Source organism: Rathayibacter sp. AY2B9, assembly GCF_002931595.1.
In the GTDB taxonomy this organism is placed as follows: Bacteria; Actinomycetota; Actinomycetes; order Actinomycetales; family Microbacteriaceae; genus Rathayibacter.
Genome location: NZ_PSUB01000001.1, coordinates 90,097 through 109,711, shown reverse-complemented (window position 1 = coordinate 109,711; position 19,615 = coordinate 90,097). Strand labels below are relative to the sequence as shown.

Here is a 19,615-nt window from a genome sequence, read left to right as displayed (position 1 = left end):
GGATCAGCGGCGACGTCGACGGCGACGGGTCGTCGGGGCGGGGGCGGGCTCGGGCTCGACGTCGTCGGAGTCCTCGTCGTCGGGGTCGTCGTCCGGGTCGTCGGAGTCGTCCTCGTCCGAGTCCTCGTCGTCCGAGTCGTCGTCGTCGGAATCGTCCTCCGAGTCGTCGTCGTCATCCGAGTCGTCGTCGTCGCCCGCGTCCTCGTCGGAGTCGTCGTCCGACTCGTCGTCGAGGTCGTCTTCCTCGGCGTCCTCGAGCTCGTCGTCGTCCGCGTCCTCGACCTCCTCGCCGAGCGCGTCCTGCGCGGTCTGGTAGTCGGCGAGACGCACGGACCACGGCACCCAGTCCGGAGCGAGGACCGCGCCCTCGCCCGGCAGCAGCTCGACCTCCAGGACGTTCACGTCCTCGGTCTCGTCGATCCGGGACAGCGTCGCCGTCCACAGCCAACCCGGGTACCCGCGCATGAGGTTCGCGAACTGCAGCGACACGACGTGCTCGCCCTGCGCCAGAGTCGTGACCAGCTCGCCGATCGTCCCCTCGGGGGCGATCTCGGCGAGCGCGGCGCGCGCGACATCGAGAGACCCGGCAAGCACGGCGTCCGCCTCGTAGACGGGCTCGGGAGCCTCGTCCGCGGCGGCCTCGTCCGCCTCCCCCGGGGAAGCGTCGTCGTCGGCCTCGGAACGGTCGTCGGTGACGGGGCCGGAATCCTCCGCAGACGTCGCATCCTCAGCAGGAGCCCCGTCCTCAGCAGGAGCCGCATCCTCAGCAGGAGCCGCATCCTCAGCAGGGGCCGAGTCGTCAGCAGGAGCCATGTCCTGAGCAGGAGCCGAGTCCTCAGGTGTTCCCGCGTCGTCAGCAGGAACCGCATCGTCAGCAAGGGCCGCGTCCTCAGCAGGAGCCGGCACTGCAGCAGAAGCCGTGTCCGCGCCGGGAGCCCCCGCCTCAGCGGCGACATCGTCGGCCGGAGGAGTCTCCTCCGCGGAGGCGGAGTCCTCGCCAGGAGCCTCGGTCACCGGGAGGGCGGCGTCGCTCTCACCCTCGCCGGAGGGAGCGTCGTCGACAGGAGCCGCCTCGTCAGCGGCGATCTCCTCGTCGGCTCCGCTCGCGTCCTCGGCGGAGGAGTCCTCCTCGGCAGGAGTCGTGTCCGGCTCGCCGGAGTCGCCCTCTCCCGAGGACTGCTCCACGCGAGCGTCCTCCGGGGTCGGAGCGGCAACGGTCTCCTCGACCGGGCCCTGCTCGTCGGTCGTGCCGTCGGCGTCAGGCATCCAGCTCGTCCGCAACCCGGCGCAGGAGCGCCGCGATCGTGCGCCCGTGCGCCTTGTCGGGGTAGCGGCCGCGCTTGAGCCCCGCGCCGATCCCGTCGAGCAGCTTGACCGTGTCCTCCACGATCACGGACATGTCGTCCGCGGACTTCCGGTTGAGCTTCACCAGGCTCGGCGGGGCGTCGAGGACGCGCGCCGAGAGCGCCTGCGCCCCGCGCTTGCCGTCGGCGATGCCGAACTCGAGGCGGGTGCCGGCCTTGACCGCGGTCCCGGAGGGCAGCGCGGAAGCGTGCAGGAAGACCTCCTGGCCGTCATCAGTGCTGATGAAGCCGAAGCCCTTCTCCTCGTCGTAGAACTTGACCTTGCCGGTAGGCATGCAGACCCCTCCTGGAAATGAAGCAGCCATCAGTTTAGTCGACCGGGGCCGCCCTATCCTTGACGGGTGAAGCCACAGGAGCCGGCGGGCGTCGGACGCGCGGAGCGCACGCTCGCCTACATGTTCATCGCGATCATCGTCGTGACGGTCCTCGCGTTCCTCGCGATCCTGGTCGCCCCCGCGCTCGGGATCCGCGAGTACGCCGGCCCGTTCTGGCAGTTCGTCTTCGCTGTGCCGCTGGTGGGCCTGCCCATCGCGTTCCTCATGATGATCGCGATGCTCATCGTGGGTGTCCGGCGCCGCCGCGCGCAGCCCTGATCGGACGCGCTCTCCTCCTGCCGCACCGCCTCCGATCCGGCGTTCCCCGCCGCCGAACCTGCACCGAGCGCCCGGACAACCGACTCCCAGACTCCGTACAGCCGACGGCCAGATACTGTCCTGCATGGACGGACCCCGCATTCTCATCGTCGACGACGAGCCCAACATCAGAGACCTGCTCACCACGAGCCTCCGCTTCGCCGGCTTCGCCGTGCGTGCGGTCGGCAACGGGGCCCAGGCCATCTCGGCAGTCCTCGAGGAGGAGCCGGACCTGATCATCCTCGACGTGATGCTCCCGGACATGAACGGATTCGGCGTGACCAAGCGCCTCCGCTCGGCCGGATACACCTCCCCCATCCTCTTCCTCACGGCGAAGGACGACACCGAGGACAAGATCACGGGCCTCACCGTCGGCGGTGACGACTACGTCACGAAGCCGTTCAGCCTCGACGAGATCGTCGCGCGCATCAAGGCGATCCTCCGCCGCACCATGCACGCCGAGGAGGACGCGGTCATCCGGGCCGGCGAGCTGACCATGGACCAGGACACGCACGAGGTCCTCGTCGGCGACGAGCCGGTGGAGCTCAGCCCCACCGAGTTCAAGCTGCTCCGCTACCTGATGCTCAATCCGAACCGGGTGCTCAGCAAGGCGCAGATCCTCGACCACGTGTGGGAGTACGACTTCAACGGCGATGCGGGCATCGTCGAGTCCTACATCTCGTACCTGCGACGTAAGCTCGACACGCATTCGGAGGAATCGCTCATCCAGACCAAGCGAGGATTCGGATACATGCTGAAGGTCGCGAAGGCCTAGCCTCCGCCACCTCGGCGCCACCTCCCGCCGGAGGCGCGGCGCCCGCCGATCCCGAGGGAGTTCCACCGCCATGCACCAGGGTCTGGCCGAGCGGTGGAACTCCATCTCGTTGCGCACGAAGATCACCGCGGTCACGGTCCTCCTGCTCACGCTGGGACTCCTCGTCTCCGGGATCGGGACGATGACGATGCTGAAGCCGCAGCTCGTCGCCCAGCTCGACGCACAGCTGGCCGACCAGGTCCAGCGGACGGCGAGCGACCTCTCCGTCAACGACTTGGCCGCGATCGACGAGTCCAAGGCCGATTTCGGCGCCGTCTACGACCAGTACGGCACGCTCGACAACACGAACGCGTCCGGCGCGGCCGACCCCGCCTTCCCGCAGACCTTCACCCTCGAGCAGGCGCTGCAGGGCGGCGACAAGCCGATGGAGATCTGGAGCTCCAACGGCAAGGTCGAGTACCACGTCATGTCGACGGTGTTCACGAGGGGCACCGAGTACCAGACGCTCCTGCTCGCGGTGTCGACCCGCAGCGTCGACGTCATCATGACGACGTACCTCACGATCTTCCTCGGCTTCGGAGTCGCGATCGTCGTGATCGGCGCACTCCTCACCCGCCTGCTGGTCACCACCACCTTCGCCCCGCTGCGCGAGGTCGAGCAGACCGCCGCCGCCATCGCCGACGGCGACTTCAGCCAGCGCCTGGACGGCACGACACCCAACACCGAGGTCGGACGCCTCAACCGCTCCCTGAACGCGATGCTCGGGCGGATCGACTCCGCCTTCCGCGACCGCGCCCGCACGATCGACCAGATGCGCCGCTTCGTCGGCGACGCCAGCCACGAGCTGCGCACCCCGCTGGTCTCCGTCCGCGGCTATGCCGAGCTGTACCGGATGGGCGCTCTGCAGACGCCCGAGGCCGTCGGCCAGGCGATGGAGCGCATCGAGAAGGAGGCGATCCGGATGGGCGGTCTGGTCGAGGACCTCCTCGAGCTCGCCCGCCTCGACGAGACGAAGCCTCTCGCGCTCGCGCCCGTCGATCTGATGCCGCTCGCCCGCGACGCCGCGATGGACGCGATGGCCTCCTGGCCCGACCGCGACTTCGGCGTCGAGACCCGCGACGACACCCCCGTGGAGACGCCCGCGCTCGAGCCCGACGAGGCCGGCGCCTCCGCCACTCAGACCATGGAGCTGACGAACCCCGGGCTCACCGGCCCGATCGCCGCGGCAGGAGCGAGGCTCGCCCGATTCCGCCGGCGTCCGCGCCGGGTCAACGCCGAGGAGATCGCCGCCGGCACCGCCACCGCCCCCGAGGAGCCGGGCGTGCCCGCGATGGTGATGGCGGAGGAGAACAAGATCCGCCAGGTCCTGACGAACCTGATCGGCAACGCCGTCCGCTACACGCCCGAGGACACTCCGATCGAGATCGGCGTCGCCGTCGACCGCTCCCGCCGCCTCGCCCTGCTGGAGGTCATCGACCACGGCGAGGGCATCCCGCCGCAGATCCGCGAGAAGATCTTCCAGCGCTTCTGGCGCGCGGACACGTCGCGGACCCGCGAGACCGGCGGCAGCGGCCTCGGACTGGCGATCGTGTCCTCGATCGTCGCCGCGCACAAGGGCCGCGTGGACGTCGTCGAGACGCCGGGCGGAGGCGCGACCTTCCGCGTCGCGCTGCCGTTGCTCACGGTCGGCCAGAACGGCGAGACCTCCCCCGCCTCGGTCTGATCCGCACCGCGGTCCGTCTTACCTCGGGGGCCCCTTCGGTCCGAGGTCTCCCGTCGACGTCCGCGAGCGTCACGGATCGATCCGCCCGAGCGACCGTGACCTCGCCCACCCGGCCCGCACGGCCGCGCACGGCCGCGCACGGCTCACTCTCTCCTCTTGGGGACCAACGGGCGGCGAGCCCGCCCGGACCGCTGGAGATGACACCCGACGCTCGACGGATGCCGCGTCGCCGGCTCTTGCAGAGTCGCCGTCCGCATCCGTTCGGCCGAAGACATCCCCGCCCCGACCCCGGACGTCGCGACCCGCACCGGCGCACTCCACGCGCTTCTGGTGCCGGTGTCCGCTGAGGAGACCGAGGCGGCGCGGAGGACGGTGCCACCGCAGGAGGACCGCCGTTGTGGTCGCGGAGCGGATCCAGGACCACCTGCCGGCTCGGTCGCCCGCTGCTCGCTCAGATGCCTCTGGAAACGCCGAAGGCGGCTCCCCCGGAGGGGAACCGCCTTCTGCGTGGTGGGGGGCCGGACTAGAAGTCCATGCCTCCGGTGGGGTCGCCGCCCGCGGCGACCGGGTTCTTCTCGGGCTTGTCGGCGACGACGGCCTCCGTGGTGAGGAAGAGACCGGCGATCGACGCCGCGTTCTGCAGAGCGGAGCGCGTGACCTTGACCGGGTCGATGATGCCCGCGGCGATGAGGTCGACGTACTCGCCGGTCGCGGCGTTGAGGCCGTGTCCGGTAGGCAGCTCGCGGACCTTCGCAGCGACGACGCCGGGCTCCATGCCCGCGTTGAGGGCGATCTGCTTGAGCGGAGCGTCGATGGCGACCTTGACGATGTTCGCGCCGGTCGCCTCGTCTCCGACGAGCTCGAGCTTCTCGAAGGCGAGCTTGCCGGCCTGGATGAGGGCGACGCCACCACCGGCGACGATGCCCTCCTCGACGGCGGCCTTCGCGTTGCGGACGGCGTCCTCGATGCGGTGCTTGCGCTCCTTGAGCTCGACCTCGGTCGCCGCTCCGGCCTTGATGACCGCGACGCCGCCCGCGAGCTTCGCGAGGCGCTCCTGGAGCTTCTCGCGGTCGTAGTCGCTGTCGGTGTTCTCGATCTCGCCGCGGATCTGCGCGACGCGGCCGGCGATGGCCTCGGCGTCGCCGGCACCCTCGACGATCGTGGTCTCGTCCTTGGTGATGACGACCTTGCGGGCCGAGCCGAGCAGGTCGAGGGTGACGTTCTCGAGCTTGAGGCCGACCTCCTCGGAGATGACCTGGCCGCCGGTGAGGATCGCGATGTCCTGGAGCTGCGCCTTGCGACGGTCGCCGAAGCCGGGGGCCTTGACGGCGACCGACTTGAAGATGCCGCGGATCTTGTTGACGACCAGTGTCGCCAGCGCCTCGCCGTCGACGTCCTCCGCGATGATCAGCAGCTGCTTGCCCGCCTGGATCACCTTGTCGACGACCGGGAGCAGGTCCTTGATGTTCGAGACCTTGGAGTTGACGATGAGGATGTAGGGGTCCTCGAACACCGCCTCCTGGCGGTCGGGGTCGGTCACGAAGTACTGCGACAGGTAGCCCTTGTCGAAGCGCATGCCCTCGGTGAGCTCGAGCTCGGTGCCGAAGGTGTTCGACTCCTCGACGGTGACGACTCCCTCCTTGCCGACCTTGTCGATCGCCTCGGCGATGATCGCGCCGATCTCGGGGTCCGCGGCGGAGATGGAGGCGGTCGCCGCGATCTCCTCCTTGGTCTCGATCGCCTTCGCGCCGGCGATGAGCTCGGCGGTGACGGCCTTGACGGCCTTCTCGATGCCCTTCTTGAGGCTGATCGGGTCGGCGCCGGCCGCGACGTTGCGCAGGCCCTCGCGGACGAGCGCCTGAGCGAGGACGGTCGCGGTGGTGGTTCCGTCGCCGGCGACGTCGTCGGTCTTCTTGGCGACCTCCTTGACGAGCTCGGCGCCGATCTTCTCGTACGGCTCGTCGAGCTCGATCTCCTTGGCGATGGAGACGCCGTCGTTCGTGATGGTGGGAGCGCCCCACTTCTTCTCGAGGACGACGTTGCGGCCGCGCGGGCCGAGGGTCACCTTGACCGCGTCGGCCAGAGTGTTGAGTCCACGCTCGAGGCCGCGGCGGGCTTCTTCGTCAAAAGCAATGATCTTGGCCATGTGTGTTTCTCGTCCCTCCCGGACGTCGTGAAATGTCTGTGCTGGCACTCGACCGGAGCGAGTGCCAAGGTCGATTCTGGCACTCGCGGTGGACGAGTGCAAGCGACCGGCACGCGCTCCGACACGAAGGAGCCGCCGCCCGCACGAGGCGGACGACGGCTCCCGGGAGGCTCGGCGGTCAGGCCGGGCGGACCGATTCGGCCTGGGGGCCCTTCGACCCCGTGCCGACCTCGAACGCGACCTGCTGCCCCTCCTCGAGGACCTTGTACCCCGACATGTCGATCGCGGAGTAGTGGACGAAGACGTCCTGTCCGCCGCCGTCGACCGTGATGAAGCCGTAGCCCTTCTCAGCGTTGAACCACTTGACGGTTCCGTTCGCCATCTCTGTACTCCCCAGTGCTGTGATGCCCGCGGCACGAGCGATGTGCTGGTGCCTGGTCAGGAATACTAATCCGGCTATCGGCCCCGGGAGGTGCTGGAAAGGGCCTCGCGGGGAAGAGTTGCCCGGGATTCAACACGGAGGAAACGTGCCCGTAACAGAGGGCCCCGATCAGCCCTGCTCGGAGGCGTAATCGGCCCCCAGGACCACGACGACGGAGCCCGTCTCGACGAAGTCCTGCGAGAGCAGGACGGTCCCCGTTCCGAGCGAGTCGACGAGCCCGAGGGCCGCTCCCTCGAGCGCCGGGTCGGTGTAGTAGACGGTCGTGGCGGCGATGTCCTCGGTGTTCGCGTTCGCGACGGTCGGGACGCTCCAGCCGGCCGTCGTCAGGGCGTCGCCGGCGCTGGCGGCGAGTCCGACGGTGGCGGTGCCGTTGAGGACGGCGACGGCGAGCTCGGGATCGAGCGTCGCGGCGGCGGTCGGAGTCGCCTCGGCGGTCGCGGTGGGCGGAGTGAACACGTCCGTGAACTGCACCCGGTCGTCGATGACCAGCAGCCCGATGAAGCCGAGCAGGACGATGACTCCGGTGGCGAGCGCGGCCCAGGCGAGCGCGACGGCGCGGGCGTGAGGGGCCGGCGGTCGGCGGTGGGCGCCGACGCGCGCCTCCGTCGCCGGGACCTCGTCGAAGCGGTCTCTCGGGTGCGTGTTCGACATCGGGGGTACGGCCGGCCTTCCGTTGGTGGACTCGAGCAGCTCGTCTACTCGAGGCGCCCGAGGCGTCGCGAGGCGCGGGCGCCGGCGCGCTGGTCGCGGATGCGCTGCAGCCGCGTGACGAGCATCGGGTCGTGCGCGAGGGCGGCCGGAGAGGCGAGCACCGCGCTGAGCACCTGATAGTAGCGGGCGGCCGACAGTCCGAACTGGGAGCGGATCGCGTCGTCCTTGTCCCCGGAGCGGCCCGTCCACTCGCGCTCGAAGGCGAGCACCCGCAGCTCGCGCTCGGACAGACCGGTGCCCGGCCTCGGGTCCGTCGTCCTGCTCATCCCTCCAGGGTAGGCAGGCCCACGGCCGCCGCCGGGGAGGCGCTCCGAACACCTCGTGACTGTGTCGCGGCATGGAGGCGGGGAGTCTCCTCCACAGCCCGCGGAGGCGGAATGGAGCCGTCGCCCCGGGGGTTGGACCAGGTGGAGGGGCGCGACCGCCCCCGTACACTGACGAGGATTCCGAGGGAGACCCATGTCGTCGTATTCCGTGAACAAGTCCGACACCGAGTGGCGCGAGGAGCTCGACCGCGACCAGTACGCGGTCCTGCGCGAAGCGGCCACCGAGCGCCCGTGGACCGGCGAGCTGCTCGACGAGCACCGCTCCGGCCTCTACACCTGTGCCGCCTGCAGCGCCGAGCTCTTCAAGAGCGGCACCAAGTTCGACTCCGGCTGCGGCTGGCCGAGCTTCTACGAGTCCGTGAACCCGGACGCGGTCCAGCTGATCGAGGACAGCACCCTCGGCATGGTCCGCACCGAGGTCCGCTGCGCGAACTGCGGATCTCACCTGGGACACGTCTTCCCCGACGGCTTCGGCACGCCCACCGGCGACCGCTACTGCATGAACTCGATCGCCCTGAACTTCCAGGCCGAGGGCGAGTGACCGTGTCCTCCTCCCCCGTGCTCGAGGCCGTCCTCGCGCGCCGATCGCGCTCGAAGGTGACGCCGGAGGCTCCGGGGCACGACGAGATCGCGGCGTTCGTCTCGGCGGCGTCGCGTCTCGCCGATCACAGCTCGCTGCGCCCGTGGCGGGTCATCGAGATCCGCGGCGCCGCCCGCGACCGGGTCGGCCGCAGCTTCGCGGTCGCCTCGGGGGCGAAGAAGGACCCGCGGAAGTACATCGAGAAGACGCACCGCGCCTCCCTGCTGCTGGCCGTCGTGGTCAGCGTCAAGAAGTCGAAGGTGCCGGCCTGGGAGCAGGAGGCCGTCGCCTCGGGCGTCGCCCACCTCCTGAGCCTGCTGCTCGACGAGGCGGGCTGGGGTGTCTTCTGGCGCACCGGCTCCTACACGCGCGACAAGGCCGTGCGGAAGGCGCATCGCCTCGAGAAGGGCGAGGAGCTGCTCGGCTGGCTCTACGTCGGCCGTCCCGACGGGAAGATCGGCGGCCCCAAGCGTCCCGCTCCCGCCGAGCGGCACCTCAGCATCCTCGAACCGTGAGACGCGGCGGGCCCCGATCCGGGCGGATCCGGGGCCCGCGATAGGGTGGCCGGGCGCGCGAGCGCACCTGCCGACGTGGCGCAATTGGTAGCGCACCCGACTTGTAATCGGGCGGTTACGGGTTCAAGTCCCGTCGTCGGCTCAGATCTAGACCAAAAATGAAGCCGATTGTGAAGCCTACGTGGCTACACGACGCAACAGTGGCCTGCCGCCGAGCAACCCCGGACGGCAGGCCACGGCCGGTCACTCCTCCCCCGCCAGAACAGCCCTCCAATCCGTGCCGGTGGCGGCGGTGATCTCGAGCAGATCGTTGACCGTTGGGCAGCCCAACTCTCGCCCTGCAAGCGTTCGTAGGGTGCTGCATGTTCTGCCGTGCTGGCAGATCCCGCAGCCGGGTACGGCGGGTCTGTCGTCCATGAGTCGGGCTCCTTCGTCCGGGTGTCATCCTCTTGGTGGCATGGGATTTACGGGGATGCTAGACGTGACATCCGACAGACGTCGGTTGAAAGGGCTCTCAGGAGACACGCCGTCCCGAATCGTTACGTCGGCCAGGTAGCCTCGCAGCATGAGCACGCATTCGCCTCTGCGCGTCTCCTGGACGCTTCCTGCCCTTGCCCTGGCGCTGGTTCTTGCCGGCTGCAGCTCGGCTTCATCCAAGCCGACCCCCGTGCCGACCGTGACGGTTACGACGACGGTCACCGCGACCGCGACGGTCACCGCGACGCCGCGTCCGTCCACGCCCACCCCCGCCGCAACCGCTGCTGCACCCGTGTCAACGATCCCGAGCCCGGATGCACAGCAAGAGGCCCTGCTGCGTTCCTACTTGAACGAGGTTGACCCGGCGCTCGTGAATGACGAGCGCGTCGTAAACCGCTCTCGAGACACCTGCACTGGCATCCTCGACGGCCAGAGCGAGGACGCACTGCTGTCGGCCGTCAAGCGCCGGTTCGAGGAGCCGCCCGCGTTCGAGCCGACCGATGACCAGGCGGCGGCGATCCTGGCAGGCATCCGGGCGAGCGGGTTCTGCGTCGGGGGCTGACCGACGACGAATCGCCCCGCCCTGCCGCTGGGTTGCGGTGGGCGGGGCGTTGTCGTTTCAGGAGATGCCGGCGAGGCAGACCTGGTTGAGGGCGAGCATCGACGCGGGAGCGACCGGGCTGGGCATGGTGCCCGACGTCGACTGCACCGCGGCGCGGACGAACGGCGCGGCCGGAACGGCGATCATCGTGGACGACGTCGTCGCCCGGAACGTCGCAGTACCTGCCGCCGAGGACCGCGTAAACACCACGTACAGGACCGTCCCCGCGGGCTGCGCTGCAACAGTCGACCCGAGGTCCCATGAGTACCAGTTCGAAGCCCCGCCGCCTGCCACGAACGCGGACTGCGCGAGGATCACCCCGGCCGACGTTGCGACGGCCGCCTGGATGGTGGTCGTCGTGTCGTAGACGGTCAGGTACGCGCGGACCTTCGTGATCGGCGTCGCCGACTCGACCGGTAGCCGGTGCACCATGGTCGCGGATGCATTCAGAGTGTAGGTCGAGCTGAAGATCGCCGGGTCGGCGGTCAGGGCGGTGAGGCCGTCGCGGGTGGCTGGCCCGACCGAACCGGACTCGCCGGTTGCACCCTTGTCTCCGGTTGCACCCTTGTCCCCCGCGGGGCCCTTGTCTCCCGTAGATCCCTTGTCCCCGGTAGCGCCCTTGTCGCCGGTCGGGCCCTGCGCCCCTGCCGGACCGGTGTCTCCGGTGGCACCCTTCGTTCCGCTAGGGCCTTGGTTGCCGACCGGACCCTGCAGACCGACAGCGCCCTGGTCTCCGGTCGGGCCTTTGTCGCCCGCTGGCCCCTGCGGCCCGGTGGCGCCCGTTGCGCCCTTGTCGCCAGTCGGCCCCTGGGGGCCGGTCGCACCCGCATCACCCGTCGTGCCCTTCGTGCCGGTCGGGCCTTGCGGACCCGCCGGGCCTGCCGGACCCTGATCGCCCGTTGGCCCCTTGTCTCCGACGACTCCTCCCAAGGCAGCGAGTGCCGCCTCGGTGACGAATCCGCTTCCTGATGGTCTGTTGGGCACGGTTCAGTCCTCCGTCATGGGTTCGGGGTAGAAGACGCCGTCGGTGTCCTGCTTCGGATGGAAGCCGCCGCCGGCACCGGCAGCGCCGGGGTAGTAGACACCGTCGGTGTCGCGAAGGATCGGCACGCGGAACGCATCGGATGATCCGGTGCCGGCGTAGTAGACGCCGTCGGTGTCCTGCAGGAGTGACAGCTCATCGACCCGGCCGATCTGTCCGACCCGGAACGGGGTGGACTGGTCCGACGGGTCGCCGAAGATGCCCGATTCGAGCCGGAGCCGGAGCGTTGCGAGCATCCGCGCGGGCATCGTGGCGGGGATGGTTCCGCGCGTCGTCCAGGTGTCGCCGTCCGGTGACGTGGAGAACGTGAGCGTGCTGCCCGCGTGCGCCATCCGCCACCACCGGTGCACGGCCGGGTCGAACGCGGGAATCTGGAACTGCGTCTGCACGCCGTTCTGCAGCGCCCGGACGTACAACCCGCCGGCTGAGTAGAAGAACAGCAGGAAGTTGTCGCCGTCGTAGCGGAGGAACCACAGCGCCTCCTGGCTGTACCCGCCGACCCCCTCGGGGAACGCGACCACCTCGATTTGGGCGTAGGACCCGCGGAGGTCGAGGACGGAGCCGCTGGTCGCTGACGCGTAGGTCTGCACGGACGGGAGGACGAGCTCGCCGCCGGTGATCGCAGCGCCTCCACGCAGCGCCCACCCGTACGTGTCGTCGAAGGTGTCCGTCACCGCCGCCGCCCGGCGCTGCGTGAAGGTGACGTCGGGCGTGAAGTCGAACGAGCGGAGGTAGACGTCGATCGGGCGGCCATCCGCCGGCGCGTCCCCGTTCACCAGCCACAGGTTCATCCGCACGTTCTCAGTGCCCGGGACCTGCACGCCCTCGGTGACGGTGTGCTCGCCGAGGACGACGCCGTTCGCGTCGAGGGTGCGGAAGTAGACCTGGCCGGGCTGCCAGATGAACTCGCCCGTGTACGGCGATGCCGGCGACATGGTGTGCTCGCCCATCCTCGGCTCGATCGGACCGGTTCGCGGCTCGAGTATCCCCACTGTTGGGTGCACCGAGTACCACTGGCGCGACGGCTCCCCGACCCAGTTCCACTTCGTCGTCTCGATGTCGATCTCGCGGAAGTGCGGAGCCGCCGCGGGGTCGTCGTCGTAGACGAAGAGGCCGAGTACCGGCTTCCAGTCCATCCCGAGCACGTCCATGTCGTAGACCCACCGGTACCGGCCGTAGCCGAGACTGCCCGCAGTGTCCTGCACTTCCGCGCTCGTCCACACACCGTCGACCTGAGCGATGGAGAGCCGCAGCCGCCCGTCGCTCTCGACCGCCACGTTCCGGGACGTGCCGCCGAAGTCGTTCGGCCCGGGCGACAGGGCGGTGCCGGTTCGCACCAGCCACGTCCTGCCGCCCCAGCGGATCGTCTGCGAAAGCTGCGGCCAGAGCTGGCGCAGGACGCCGCCGACCTTCGTTCGCAGGACGCGGCCGGCTCGCGGGCGGATCAGGTTCATGCGGGTCCAATCCAGAGATCGCCGTCCGCCATGTTGGCGGGCTCGACTGTACCGAGCCAGATGACGCACGCAGCGCCCGCCGGGCGAGCCGTAGAGGCGACCGACCCGTGGGTGACGACCTGCGCAACGGCCGTCATCCGCGCGTTCAGTGCCGCTTCGACGTCGGTCTTCAGCTCGTCGAGGTCCGCGTTTGTGGCGCGCTCCTCGATTGCACGGTCCCGAGCTTGCAGGGCCTCCGGGAGACCGGTGACCTTCGAGCCGTCCAGCGAGATGATCTTCGAGCTCGTGATCGACCCGTCGGGGATGAGCCGGGCGAGCTCGCCGCGGGTGGGCCGCAGGTACAGGTCCGGGTCGACCCCGGCCTGCGGCTGCAGCACTCCCTCGTAGAACACCTTCGCGAGCCGCCGCTGACCAGTGACGTTCGCGTGGACCCCATCCGCGACCCGAAGGCCGGGCTCGAGGTGCGAGAACAGCTGGTCGAACAGTGCCGCGCGGATGCTCCGGATGCGCGGGTTCCCGAGCGCGTTGACGATGCTCTCGAGCACCGGCCGGTAGAACTCGTCGACCATGCGGTTGTCAGCCCGGTACGGCGCTTCCGGACGCAGGAGCGCCCAGCCTGCGTCGGACTGGTAGACGACCGGCGCGAACCGGATCAGCGGCGAGAGGCCCCAGGGGTGGACGGAGTTCACGATGAGCGGGCCGCCCGACGTGTTCTCGATTTCGATCGTGTGCTGTGACCCGATTGCCCAGTTCGGGTTCCGGTAGGTGATCGGGACGGGGCTGTGCGTCGCGTGCAGCGCCGTGCCGTCGCCCCCGAAACCCTGCCGGATCGTCGTGTCCGTCTTCACCGGGACGCCGTCGATGCGCGCGATGTAGTTCGCGCCCGTCGAATCGACCGGAGCCATGAGGATCGCGGTGACGCCGCGCCCGGCCCGGACGGTGAACGTCAGCGAGATCTTCGACCCGGCGACCGTGGTCTGCTGCGCCTTCCCTGCGTCGGAGAACGGACCCGTCACGGTCGTCCACGTGCCGGTCTTCACCCATCCGGAATGCAGGTTCTCGAGGGACTGGTAGAGCCCCGCGAGCACCTCGATGCCGTTGGCGTAGAGGTTCCGGCCGTTCGGGAAGAACGGGTTGCCAGCGTCGTCAGGGTTACGTCCGCCGGAGCCGAAGCCGGCGTCGTTGCTGCCGACGTTGAGCACGACCTCGTCCTCAGGTCTGGCCGCGCCCGGGTTGGACGCGTCCTGATACTGAGGGGATGCGGGGTTGAGGAGGCGGAGTGCGACGTCGCCGGTGGTGGAGCCGCCGACGTGGTCGATTCGGTAGTTGCCATCAGAGCCGAGCATCTTCGCGACGAGGTAGCCGTAGACGCTCGTCGGGCTGGTGCCGTGTGCGCCGTCCGCGACGTTCAGGGAATCGCCGTTGAAAATGATCCGCTTGGCCACGTAGGCGGCGGGATCGTTCAGCGGGGTCGCCTGGTAGCCGTAGGCGGCGATGGGCTCGGGGAGGAGCGCTACTGCCGCGTCTACCTGAGCGGCGGACGCCTCGACCGCGAGGACCATTTGCGCGGCCGCCGCCTCGAAGCGGTCGGCTTTCGCCTCGAGTCCCTTCGCCCACTCCGGTAGCGACGTCCCGATGGGTGCGTCGTCCAGCCAAATGCGGTCGAGGTATTCGACGGTCGATCCGGTTGCGGTCGCCGGGAACCGGAATCGGCGTGTGCGAGTCGACGCGCGCCCATCCGGGCCGATGAACCGTTCGATCCACTCGATGTAGTCGTCCGGATTCGGCGACCGGTAGCCGCGCCACGGCTCGCCGGTCTGCGGGTCGAGGAAGTAGCCGTCGACCGCGCGAACCAGCTGCTGCGTCGAGGTCAGCTGGCGGCCGTCCGTGGTGCGGACATCGCTGCTGTACCGGACGTACACGTCACCAGACACGGGACCCGAGGCGCCATCGGTTGTGCTCGGTCCCGTCTCGAACCAGTTCGGGATGATCCCGACAGGAGCGAACGGGCTGCGGAAGCTGACCCCCGCAGGAGTCGACTCCCCGCCAGGCCCGATCGCGACGAGCGCGTACTGGTAGGCGGTGTTCTCGGTGAGCGTCTCGATGACCGTCGCTAAGTCAGCGATCGACTTGCTCGAGCGAACCACGGTCGACCCGCGGCGCAGCTCGTACCGGTCGACGTCGCCGGGCACATCGGCTGCCGCGCCGCTGAGGACGACCGACGTCGCCTTCAGGTCCGAGAACGTCAGCCGCGGACTGTTCGGGCGCGACACGACCGGCGCCTTCTCGATACGGAGAAGACGCTCGATCGAATTGACCGTCCCGTACGGGGTCGTGGCCTGTGCGCTCCAACGGACGTACCCGTTCCGGTCCGCGGCGGGGAAGTCCTCGAGGGGAACAGTGACCGTCCACGCCTGCCCGTACGGGGCGCCGTCCGCAATCTTCCTGCCGTTGATCAGCAGAGCGCTCGAGAGCGTGTACTGCCGGGGCTCGCTGGTCCACAGGAACGTCACCGCCGACGACGCGACCGCGTCCCTTGCCGGGACGAGGATCGTCACCAGGATGATCGGGTCGGGCTCCGGGGTCGGCTCCACCGGATCGGTCGGGTCCGTCGGATCGACGGGGTCCGTCGGATCGGTGGGATCGGTGGGATCGGTCGGGTCCGTCGGCGTCGGGATGTACGACGTCGGCGTGAACATCTCGATCGCCTCGAGCAGCCCCCGCGCGATCGACTCGTGGCCGGCGTAGTTCGGGTGCAGGCCGTCACCGAGCCGCTTGCTGCGGTCGTTCGGGGGGAAGTACCGGTCGATGAGCTCGCCGGGGACGCCGCCGAAAGTGCCGTCGCGGCCGAACTCGTCAAACGCCTCGTCCTGCAGCTCGCGGAACTTGACGATGATGTCGTTCGTCGGGCGCGGCTCCGGGTACAGCAGGAGACCGGTGAACGTGGTTTGCGCCGGCGGGAGCATGAGCGTGAACGGCATGTCCTGGACGCGGTCGTGCCAGATCCACAGCGAGTCGACGATCAGCGGGTCGCCTTCGGAGCCCGTGTGCTTGATGACAACCGTGTGCTCGCCGGGTGCCAGGTCGCGGAAGTGGATCGGGACTACCGAGTTCTTCGGCTTGTCCGACCCAGCGACGCCCTGCCGCTTCGTCGAGCGGCTGATCGGCGTGGACCCGTCGATCGACCACGTGAACTCCGAGCCGGCGAAGTTCGTCGCCACCTCGAGGTCGGTGTAGCCGAGCATGAACAGGGTCGCGCCGACGCCGGTGAACTTGATCGTCTGCGTCGACCCGGGAGTCGTCGACTTGCGGGTCTTCCCCGAGTACTGGTTCTCGGACTGGACCCACGAGCCGGTCTCGATGTCGCCGGGGAGAACCTTCGCCTTCGAGCGGTACTGCCCGAGCAGCCCGGTCGTGTTGTGCTTGAAGCCGCGCTTGCCCGCCTCGGTGGACCAGCAGTAGGCGGCATCGTTCCCGCCCGAGGCCTCCGAGATCAGGCCCCACTTGTTGAACTGGTAGTAGCCAGCCTTCAGGTTCCCGAGGACGACGTCGAGGCGGTGCCGTCCGCCGTTGTGCTGGTTGACGGAGGTGACGCCGAGCTCGCGTCCGAAGCGGCGGTGGAAGAGATCCGCGGCGACGTAGTCGGGCTTGTTGATCGCCGACTCTGCGACGACGATGCCCTCCGACGACCCGCTCGCGAGGTACGGCTTCCGGAGGACGAGCTCCTTCCACCTCTCGATGGGGTACATCTGTCCGGGCTCCGGCTCCTCGGGGAGAGCGGTCGTGCCGAGGGTGCGAAAGGCGACCGGTGCGGCTGCCTGCCCGGGCTCGTCCGCGGTCTCGTACGTCTCCACGACGACGGTGTAAGCGGAGTCCGGCTCGAGGTCGCGCACGAGAACCCGAGACTCCTCCGCGCCGAGCTGCCGGCCGCCGACGTTCAGCCGGTACGCGGTCGGGGTGGGTCCCGACCAGGTGATGATGGCGTCGGTCTCGCCGACCTCGGAGACGGTGACGGTGGCGGGGGTGGGCAGGGGCGGTTCCGGCGGGACGGGCTCACCGTCACCGCTGCCGAAGGGCGTCGACCCGAAGGGCGCTGTTCCGAAGCCGGCCATGTGTTACCTCCAGGAGGTCGTCGGGATGGTGGCGGTCGTGACGGACGCGGCCGACGCCTTCTTGGTGAGGGGGATGGCGGTGGTGCCGGTGAGGTTGCGGATCTCGCCGGTCCCCTTCACGGTGAGGGCGCCGCCGGTGACGTTCACCCACGCGGCGGGCATGCCGGTGACGCCCGCCTTCTGGACCACGTCGACGTTCCCCGCGAGCGCGAGGGTGAGCACGCCCGAGGAGGAGCCGGCGACGTTGATCAGTCCGCAGTCGTCGGTGGGGGCGAGGGAGAAGTCGGCGAACGTGTCGCCGATCACGCCGATGGTCGCCTTCACGCGCGTCGAGGGGGTCGGGCCGTAGTAGGAGCCCTGCTCGATGTCGATCATCGCGAGGCTGTTCTCCTGGAAGATCGGGTCGATGATCCACGTGGTCACCCCCGTCAGGCGCATGCCCACGGTCGGGTAGCGGGCGTCCTTCTTGGCGCGGGCGAGGCATCCGACGTAGACGGCAGAGTGGTGGATGGACTCGGCGGCGAGACCCTGCCGGAACCCGATCTCCTCGTAGTCGAGCGCCTGGCAGTTGATGTACGTCGTCCGCGAGTGGATCGGGGCGAGCGGCCACGTGCCGCCGTTCGGGTTCGGGTTGCCCTGCGGCACCGTGAACCCCGCGGTCGGGTCGGTGAACCCGGCGCACGCGCCGATCGAGATGCAGTCGATGAACCAGGTGTTGCTCGAGCGGGTCTGGAAACCGGCGAAGTCGGAGTCCTTTTCGCCGCCGGAGATGACGCCGTTGACCTTGCAGCCGATGAAGAAGACGCTGTCCGCTCCGTGGTGTGTGTCGAAGCCGGGCGCGTACGTGTCCTCCGTCTTGCAGTCGACGACGTAGATGAAGCGCTGGATGCCGTGGCGGAGGGTGTCACCGACCGCGGTCAGGTAGCCGGTGTTGCCGGTCGGGTTGGTGGTGACGCCGTGTCGAACGTTGGAGAAGACGCAGTCCTCGACGAGGAAGTTGTGCGCGGTGCCTTCGAGCTCGACGCCGTACCCGTAGCCGCCCTCGGTGGAGTCGGACGCGTTGGGGAGTCGGAGGATCTGAGCCCCGGACACCTTGCCGCCGTGCGGGGATGCGATGCGGTAGGCGTTGCGGTACCCGGACTTGAACACGTCGTGCTCGTAGCGGCCGTGCACAGCGCCGCGGATGTCGACGGCTGCTGCGCGGGTGATGCCGGACGCGTCGGGGTCGGTGGTGGTGTCGAAGATCATCCCGTCGGTGCGGCTGATGAGGTTCGAGAAGTAGTCGCCGGCGGGGAACTTCGTGGACGGTGCGTAGCCGCCCTGGGAGCCGCCGAGCTTGCGGAGGGAGCGGGCGACGGTGACCTTGGACCAGTCGTAGAGGGTGGTGCCCTTCGTGACGACCTGGCCGTCGGCTGCGATCTTTCCGACGACGGTGCCCTTGCGGGCGACGTTCTCGCCGACCTGGAACGTGCCGATCACACGGCGGGCGACGACGCGCTTGTTCGACGACCCGTTGTAGTCCTCGCCGTACGCCTCGATCTTCATCTTCGCGCCCGACGTCGCACCGGTGAGGGTGTCGTCCTCGACGAGGGTGGTCGTGCCCGAGATGAGGAACGTGACGCCCAGGATGGTCAGCGCCTCCGCCATGACAGCCTTGCCGGTCTCACGGGGCGTGTCGCCGTTGCTGAGCAGGTCGTGGAGGGTGGTGCCGGGAAGGCTCCACGAGAAGAACCCGTCGGTCGCCGTACTGTTCCCGGACCGCACCGCGCCGGACGCGACGACCTGCCAGGCCATGTCCGCGCAGAACTTCTGCAGGTCCGCGGCCGGCACGTCGAAGAAGTTCGCCGTGTGCTTGTTCTTCACGCCGACGGTCTTCACCGAGAAGTCGAGAACCTCGACGTTCGGGCTGGGCGCGATGAGCTGCCGGACGAGAGTGTTGCCCTCGCCGACGAACCCGCCGACCCCGCCGCCGATGAGGTGCATGTTCTTGTCGTTGAAGTTCGACGCCGAGGTGGTCGACCCGATCTTGTACAGGTTCGGGACGACAATCGCCTTCTTCTGCGCGTGCGCGGCGTTGGCGAGGGCGGTGATGTCGTTGATGACCGGTGCGTCCGGGTCCCACGGGGTGAGTCCCCACTTCGGGTCCGCAGCGTTCAGGTAGCCGACGGTCTGCTCAGCGACGCCGCCCGACTGCAGCTCCTTGACGGCGACGGCAATCGCGTCGATGAAGGGGCGCCAGTCGGTGCTGTTCGCCGCCGGGGTGGCCGGGATGCTGGTGGGGGGCACGGGTTCTCCTGTCGAGGTTTGCCCGCGTTGACCGCCGGGCTGGTGGAACGCGAAAGCCCCCGCCTGTTTGGGCGGGGGCTGAGGGGGTAGTGGAGGGGCGGTGCTACTCGGCGCGGTGACGGCCGACGGCCTGCACGGCGGACGTGGCGCCGGTCGGCTTCCACAGCCCGTAGTGGAGGCCCACGGCGATCAGGAACGCGGCCAGGCCCGAGAAGACGCCGGTCGCGAGGTCGTAGCTCACGCCGGCGTTCAGCGCCGCGAGGAGCTCCCCGCCGAGACCGGATGCGAACGCGAGCGCGGCGAGGAGGATCGCCTTCACCGACGCCGAGGTGGCGCGGGTGGTGACGAGGCCCACGAAGAGGGGCAGGACGACGGACACCAGCAGACTCAGCAGCTGAATCCAGGTGGGGGCGAACGTGATCACGGGTG

17 protein-coding genes and 1 tRNA gene are annotated in these 19,615 nt (G+C 69.3%); 7 read left to right on the top strand and 11 right to left on the bottom strand.

Annotated elements, in window-relative coordinates; translation table 11 throughout:
* Positions 1-3 precede the first annotated feature (3 nt).
* Both C5C25_RS16715 and C5C25_RS00575 read right to left on the bottom strand, forming a co-directional pair.
* Positions 4-1,266: a DUF3027 domain-containing protein gene (locus C5C25_RS16715; RefSeq protein WP_258069305.1), complete on the bottom strand. Its 1,263-nt coding sequence runs from the start codon at positions 1,264-1,266 to the stop codon at positions 4-6.
* Positions 1,259-1,639, bottom strand: coding sequence for a cold-shock protein (locus tag C5C25_RS00575; RefSeq protein WP_104224602.1), 381 nt, complete (start codon positions 1,637-1,639; stop codon positions 1,259-1,261). Before C5C25_RS00575 ends, C5C25_RS16715 begins: the two co-directional genes overlap by 8 nt.
* A 66-nt stretch (positions 1,640-1,705) precedes the next feature.
* Between C5C25_RS00575 and C5C25_RS00570 the strand changes: the two genes are divergently transcribed.
* From C5C25_RS00570 to C5C25_RS00560, 3 genes are all read left to right on the top strand, one after another.
* Entirely contained in the window at positions 1,706-1,957 is a 252-nt protein-coding gene (locus tag C5C25_RS00570; RefSeq protein WP_258061220.1) for a hypothetical protein, read from the top strand.
* Positions 1,958-2,081: 124 nt separating this feature from the next.
* Positions 2,082-2,771 carry a response regulator transcription factor gene (locus C5C25_RS00565; RefSeq protein ID WP_055787731.1) on the top strand — a complete coding sequence of 230 codons (690 nt, stop codon included), beginning with the start codon at positions 2,082-2,084 and terminating at the stop codon, positions 2,769-2,771.
* Between the two features lie 70 nt (positions 2,772-2,841).
* Entirely contained in the window at positions 2,842-4,494 is a 1,653-nt protein-coding gene (locus C5C25_RS00560; RefSeq protein ID WP_104224601.1) for a HAMP domain-containing sensor histidine kinase, read from the top strand.
* A gap of 523 nt (positions 4,495-5,017) precedes the next feature.
* Here C5C25_RS00560 and groL read toward each other — a convergent pair.
* From groL to C5C25_RS00540, 4 genes are all read right to left on the bottom strand, one after another.
* On the bottom strand, positions 5,018-6,640 hold the full coding sequence (gene groL, locus C5C25_RS00555; RefSeq protein WP_104224600.1) for a chaperonin GroEL: 1,623 nt from the start codon (positions 6,638-6,640) through the stop codon (positions 5,018-5,020).
* A 178-nt stretch (positions 6,641-6,818) separates the two neighbouring features.
* Positions 6,819-7,022 carry a cold-shock protein gene (locus C5C25_RS00550; protein ID WP_104224599.1) on the bottom strand — a complete coding sequence of 68 codons (204 nt, stop codon included), beginning with the start codon at positions 7,020-7,022 and terminating at the stop codon, positions 6,819-6,821.
* Positions 7,023-7,190: 168 nt separating this feature from the next.
* Positions 7,191-7,733, bottom strand: coding sequence for a LytR C-terminal domain-containing protein (locus C5C25_RS00545; RefSeq protein WP_104239069.1), 543 nt, complete (start codon positions 7,731-7,733; stop codon positions 7,191-7,193).
* A 44-nt stretch (positions 7,734-7,777) separates the two neighbouring features.
* Entirely contained in the window at positions 7,778-8,059 is a 282-nt protein-coding gene (locus C5C25_RS00540; protein ID WP_104249426.1) for a DUF3263 domain-containing protein, read from the bottom strand.
* Positions 8,060-8,252: 193 nt separating this feature from the next.
* On the opposite strand from C5C25_RS00540, the gene msrB reads away from it, so the two are divergent.
* From msrB to C5C25_RS00520, 4 genes are all read left to right on the top strand, one after another.
* On the top strand, positions 8,253-8,660 hold the full coding sequence (gene msrB / locus C5C25_RS00535) for a peptide-methionine (R)-S-oxide reductase MsrB (RefSeq protein WP_104249425.1): 408 nt from the start codon (positions 8,253-8,255) through the stop codon (positions 8,658-8,660).
* Positions 8,657-9,214 carry a nitroreductase family protein gene (locus C5C25_RS00530; protein WP_104226480.1) on the top strand — a complete coding sequence of 186 codons (558 nt, stop codon included), beginning with the start codon at positions 8,657-8,659 and terminating at the stop codon, positions 9,212-9,214. Before msrB ends, C5C25_RS00530 begins: the two co-directional genes overlap by 4 nt.
* Positions 9,215-9,283: 69 nt before the next feature.
* A tRNA-Thr gene (locus C5C25_RS00525) sits at positions 9,284-9,356 on the top strand.
* A gap of 423 nt (positions 9,357-9,779) precedes the next feature.
* Positions 9,780-10,253 carry a hypothetical protein gene (locus C5C25_RS00520; protein ID WP_146079400.1) on the top strand — a complete coding sequence of 158 codons (474 nt, stop codon included), beginning with the start codon at positions 9,780-9,782 and terminating at the stop codon, positions 10,251-10,253.
* A 57-nt stretch (positions 10,254-10,310) separates the two neighbouring features.
* On the opposite strand, the gene C5C25_RS16930 is transcribed toward C5C25_RS00520, so the two are convergent.
* The 5 genes from C5C25_RS16930 to C5C25_RS00495 form a co-directional block, all read right to left on the bottom strand.
* Positions 10,311-11,276, bottom strand: a complete 966-nt coding sequence (locus tag C5C25_RS16930) for a hypothetical protein (protein ID WP_104249423.1) — start codon at positions 11,274-11,276, stop codon at positions 10,311-10,313.
* Positions 11,277-11,279: 3 nt separating this feature from the next.
* Positions 11,280-12,788, bottom strand: a complete 1,509-nt coding sequence (locus C5C25_RS00510) for a hypothetical protein (RefSeq protein WP_104249422.1) — start codon at positions 12,786-12,788, stop codon at positions 11,280-11,282.
* Complete coding sequence (locus tag C5C25_RS00505) at positions 12,785-16,900, bottom strand: hypothetical protein (RefSeq protein ID WP_104249421.1); 4,116 nt, start codon at positions 16,898-16,900, stop codon at positions 12,785-12,787. Before C5C25_RS00505 ends, C5C25_RS00510 begins: the two co-directional genes overlap by 4 nt.
* A gap of 3 nt (positions 16,901-16,903) precedes the next feature.
* Complete coding sequence (locus tag C5C25_RS00500; RefSeq protein WP_104249420.1) at positions 16,904-19,186, bottom strand: hypothetical protein; 2,283 nt, start codon at positions 19,184-19,186, stop codon at positions 16,904-16,906.
* 103 nt (positions 19,187-19,289) lie between these two features.
* Positions 19,290-19,610 (bottom strand): hypothetical protein, encoded by a 321-nt coding sequence (locus tag C5C25_RS00495; RefSeq protein WP_104249419.1) that lies wholly within the window; start codon positions 19,608-19,610, stop codon positions 19,290-19,292.
* Positions 19,611-19,615 lie beyond the last annotated feature (5 nt).

Excerpts from the sequence above, each read along its gene's own strand:
- C5C25_RS16715 (WP_258069305.1), bottom strand. The coding sequence starts at position 1,266 with ATGCCTGACGCCGACGGCACGACCGACGAGCAGGGCCCGGTCGAGGAG.
- C5C25_RS00575 (WP_104224602.1), bottom strand. The coding sequence starts at position 1,639 with ATGCCTACCGGCAAGGTCAAGTTCTACGACGAGGAGAAGGGCTTCGGC.
- C5C25_RS00565 (WP_055787731.1), top strand. The coding sequence starts at position 2,082 with ATGGACGGACCCCGCATTCTCATCGTCGACGACGAGCCCAACATCAGA.
- C5C25_RS00560 (WP_104224601.1), top strand. The coding sequence starts at position 2,842 with ATGCACCAGGGTCTGGCCGAGCGGTGGAACTCCATCTCGTTGCGCACG.
- groL (WP_104224600.1), bottom strand. The coding sequence starts at position 6,640 with ATGGCCAAGATCATTGCTTTTGACGAAGAAGCCCGCCGCGGCCTCGAG.
- C5C25_RS00550 (WP_104224599.1), bottom strand. The coding sequence starts at position 7,022 with ATGGCGAACGGAACCGTCAAGTGGTTCAACGCTGAGAAGGGCTACGGC.
- C5C25_RS00545 (WP_104239069.1), bottom strand. The coding sequence starts at position 7,733 with ATGTCGAACACGCACCCGAGAGACCGCTTCGACGAGGTCCCGGCGACG.
- C5C25_RS00540 (WP_104249426.1), bottom strand. The coding sequence starts at position 8,059 with ATGAGCAGGACGACGGACCCGAGGCCGGGCACCGGTCTGTCCGAGCGC.
- msrB (WP_104249425.1), top strand. The coding sequence starts at position 8,253 with ATGTCGTCGTATTCCGTGAACAAGTCCGACACCGAGTGGCGCGAGGAG.
- C5C25_RS00520 (WP_146079400.1), top strand. The coding sequence starts at position 9,780 with ATGAGCACGCATTCGCCTCTGCGCGTCTCCTGGACGCTTCCTGCCCTT.
- C5C25_RS00510 (WP_104249422.1), bottom strand. The coding sequence starts at position 12,788 with ATGAACCTGATCCGCCCGCGAGCCGGCCGCGTCCTGCGAACGAAGGTC.
- C5C25_RS00505 (WP_104249421.1), bottom strand. The coding sequence starts at position 16,900 with ATGGCCGGCTTCGGAACAGCGCCCTTCGGGTCGACGCCCTTCGGCAGC.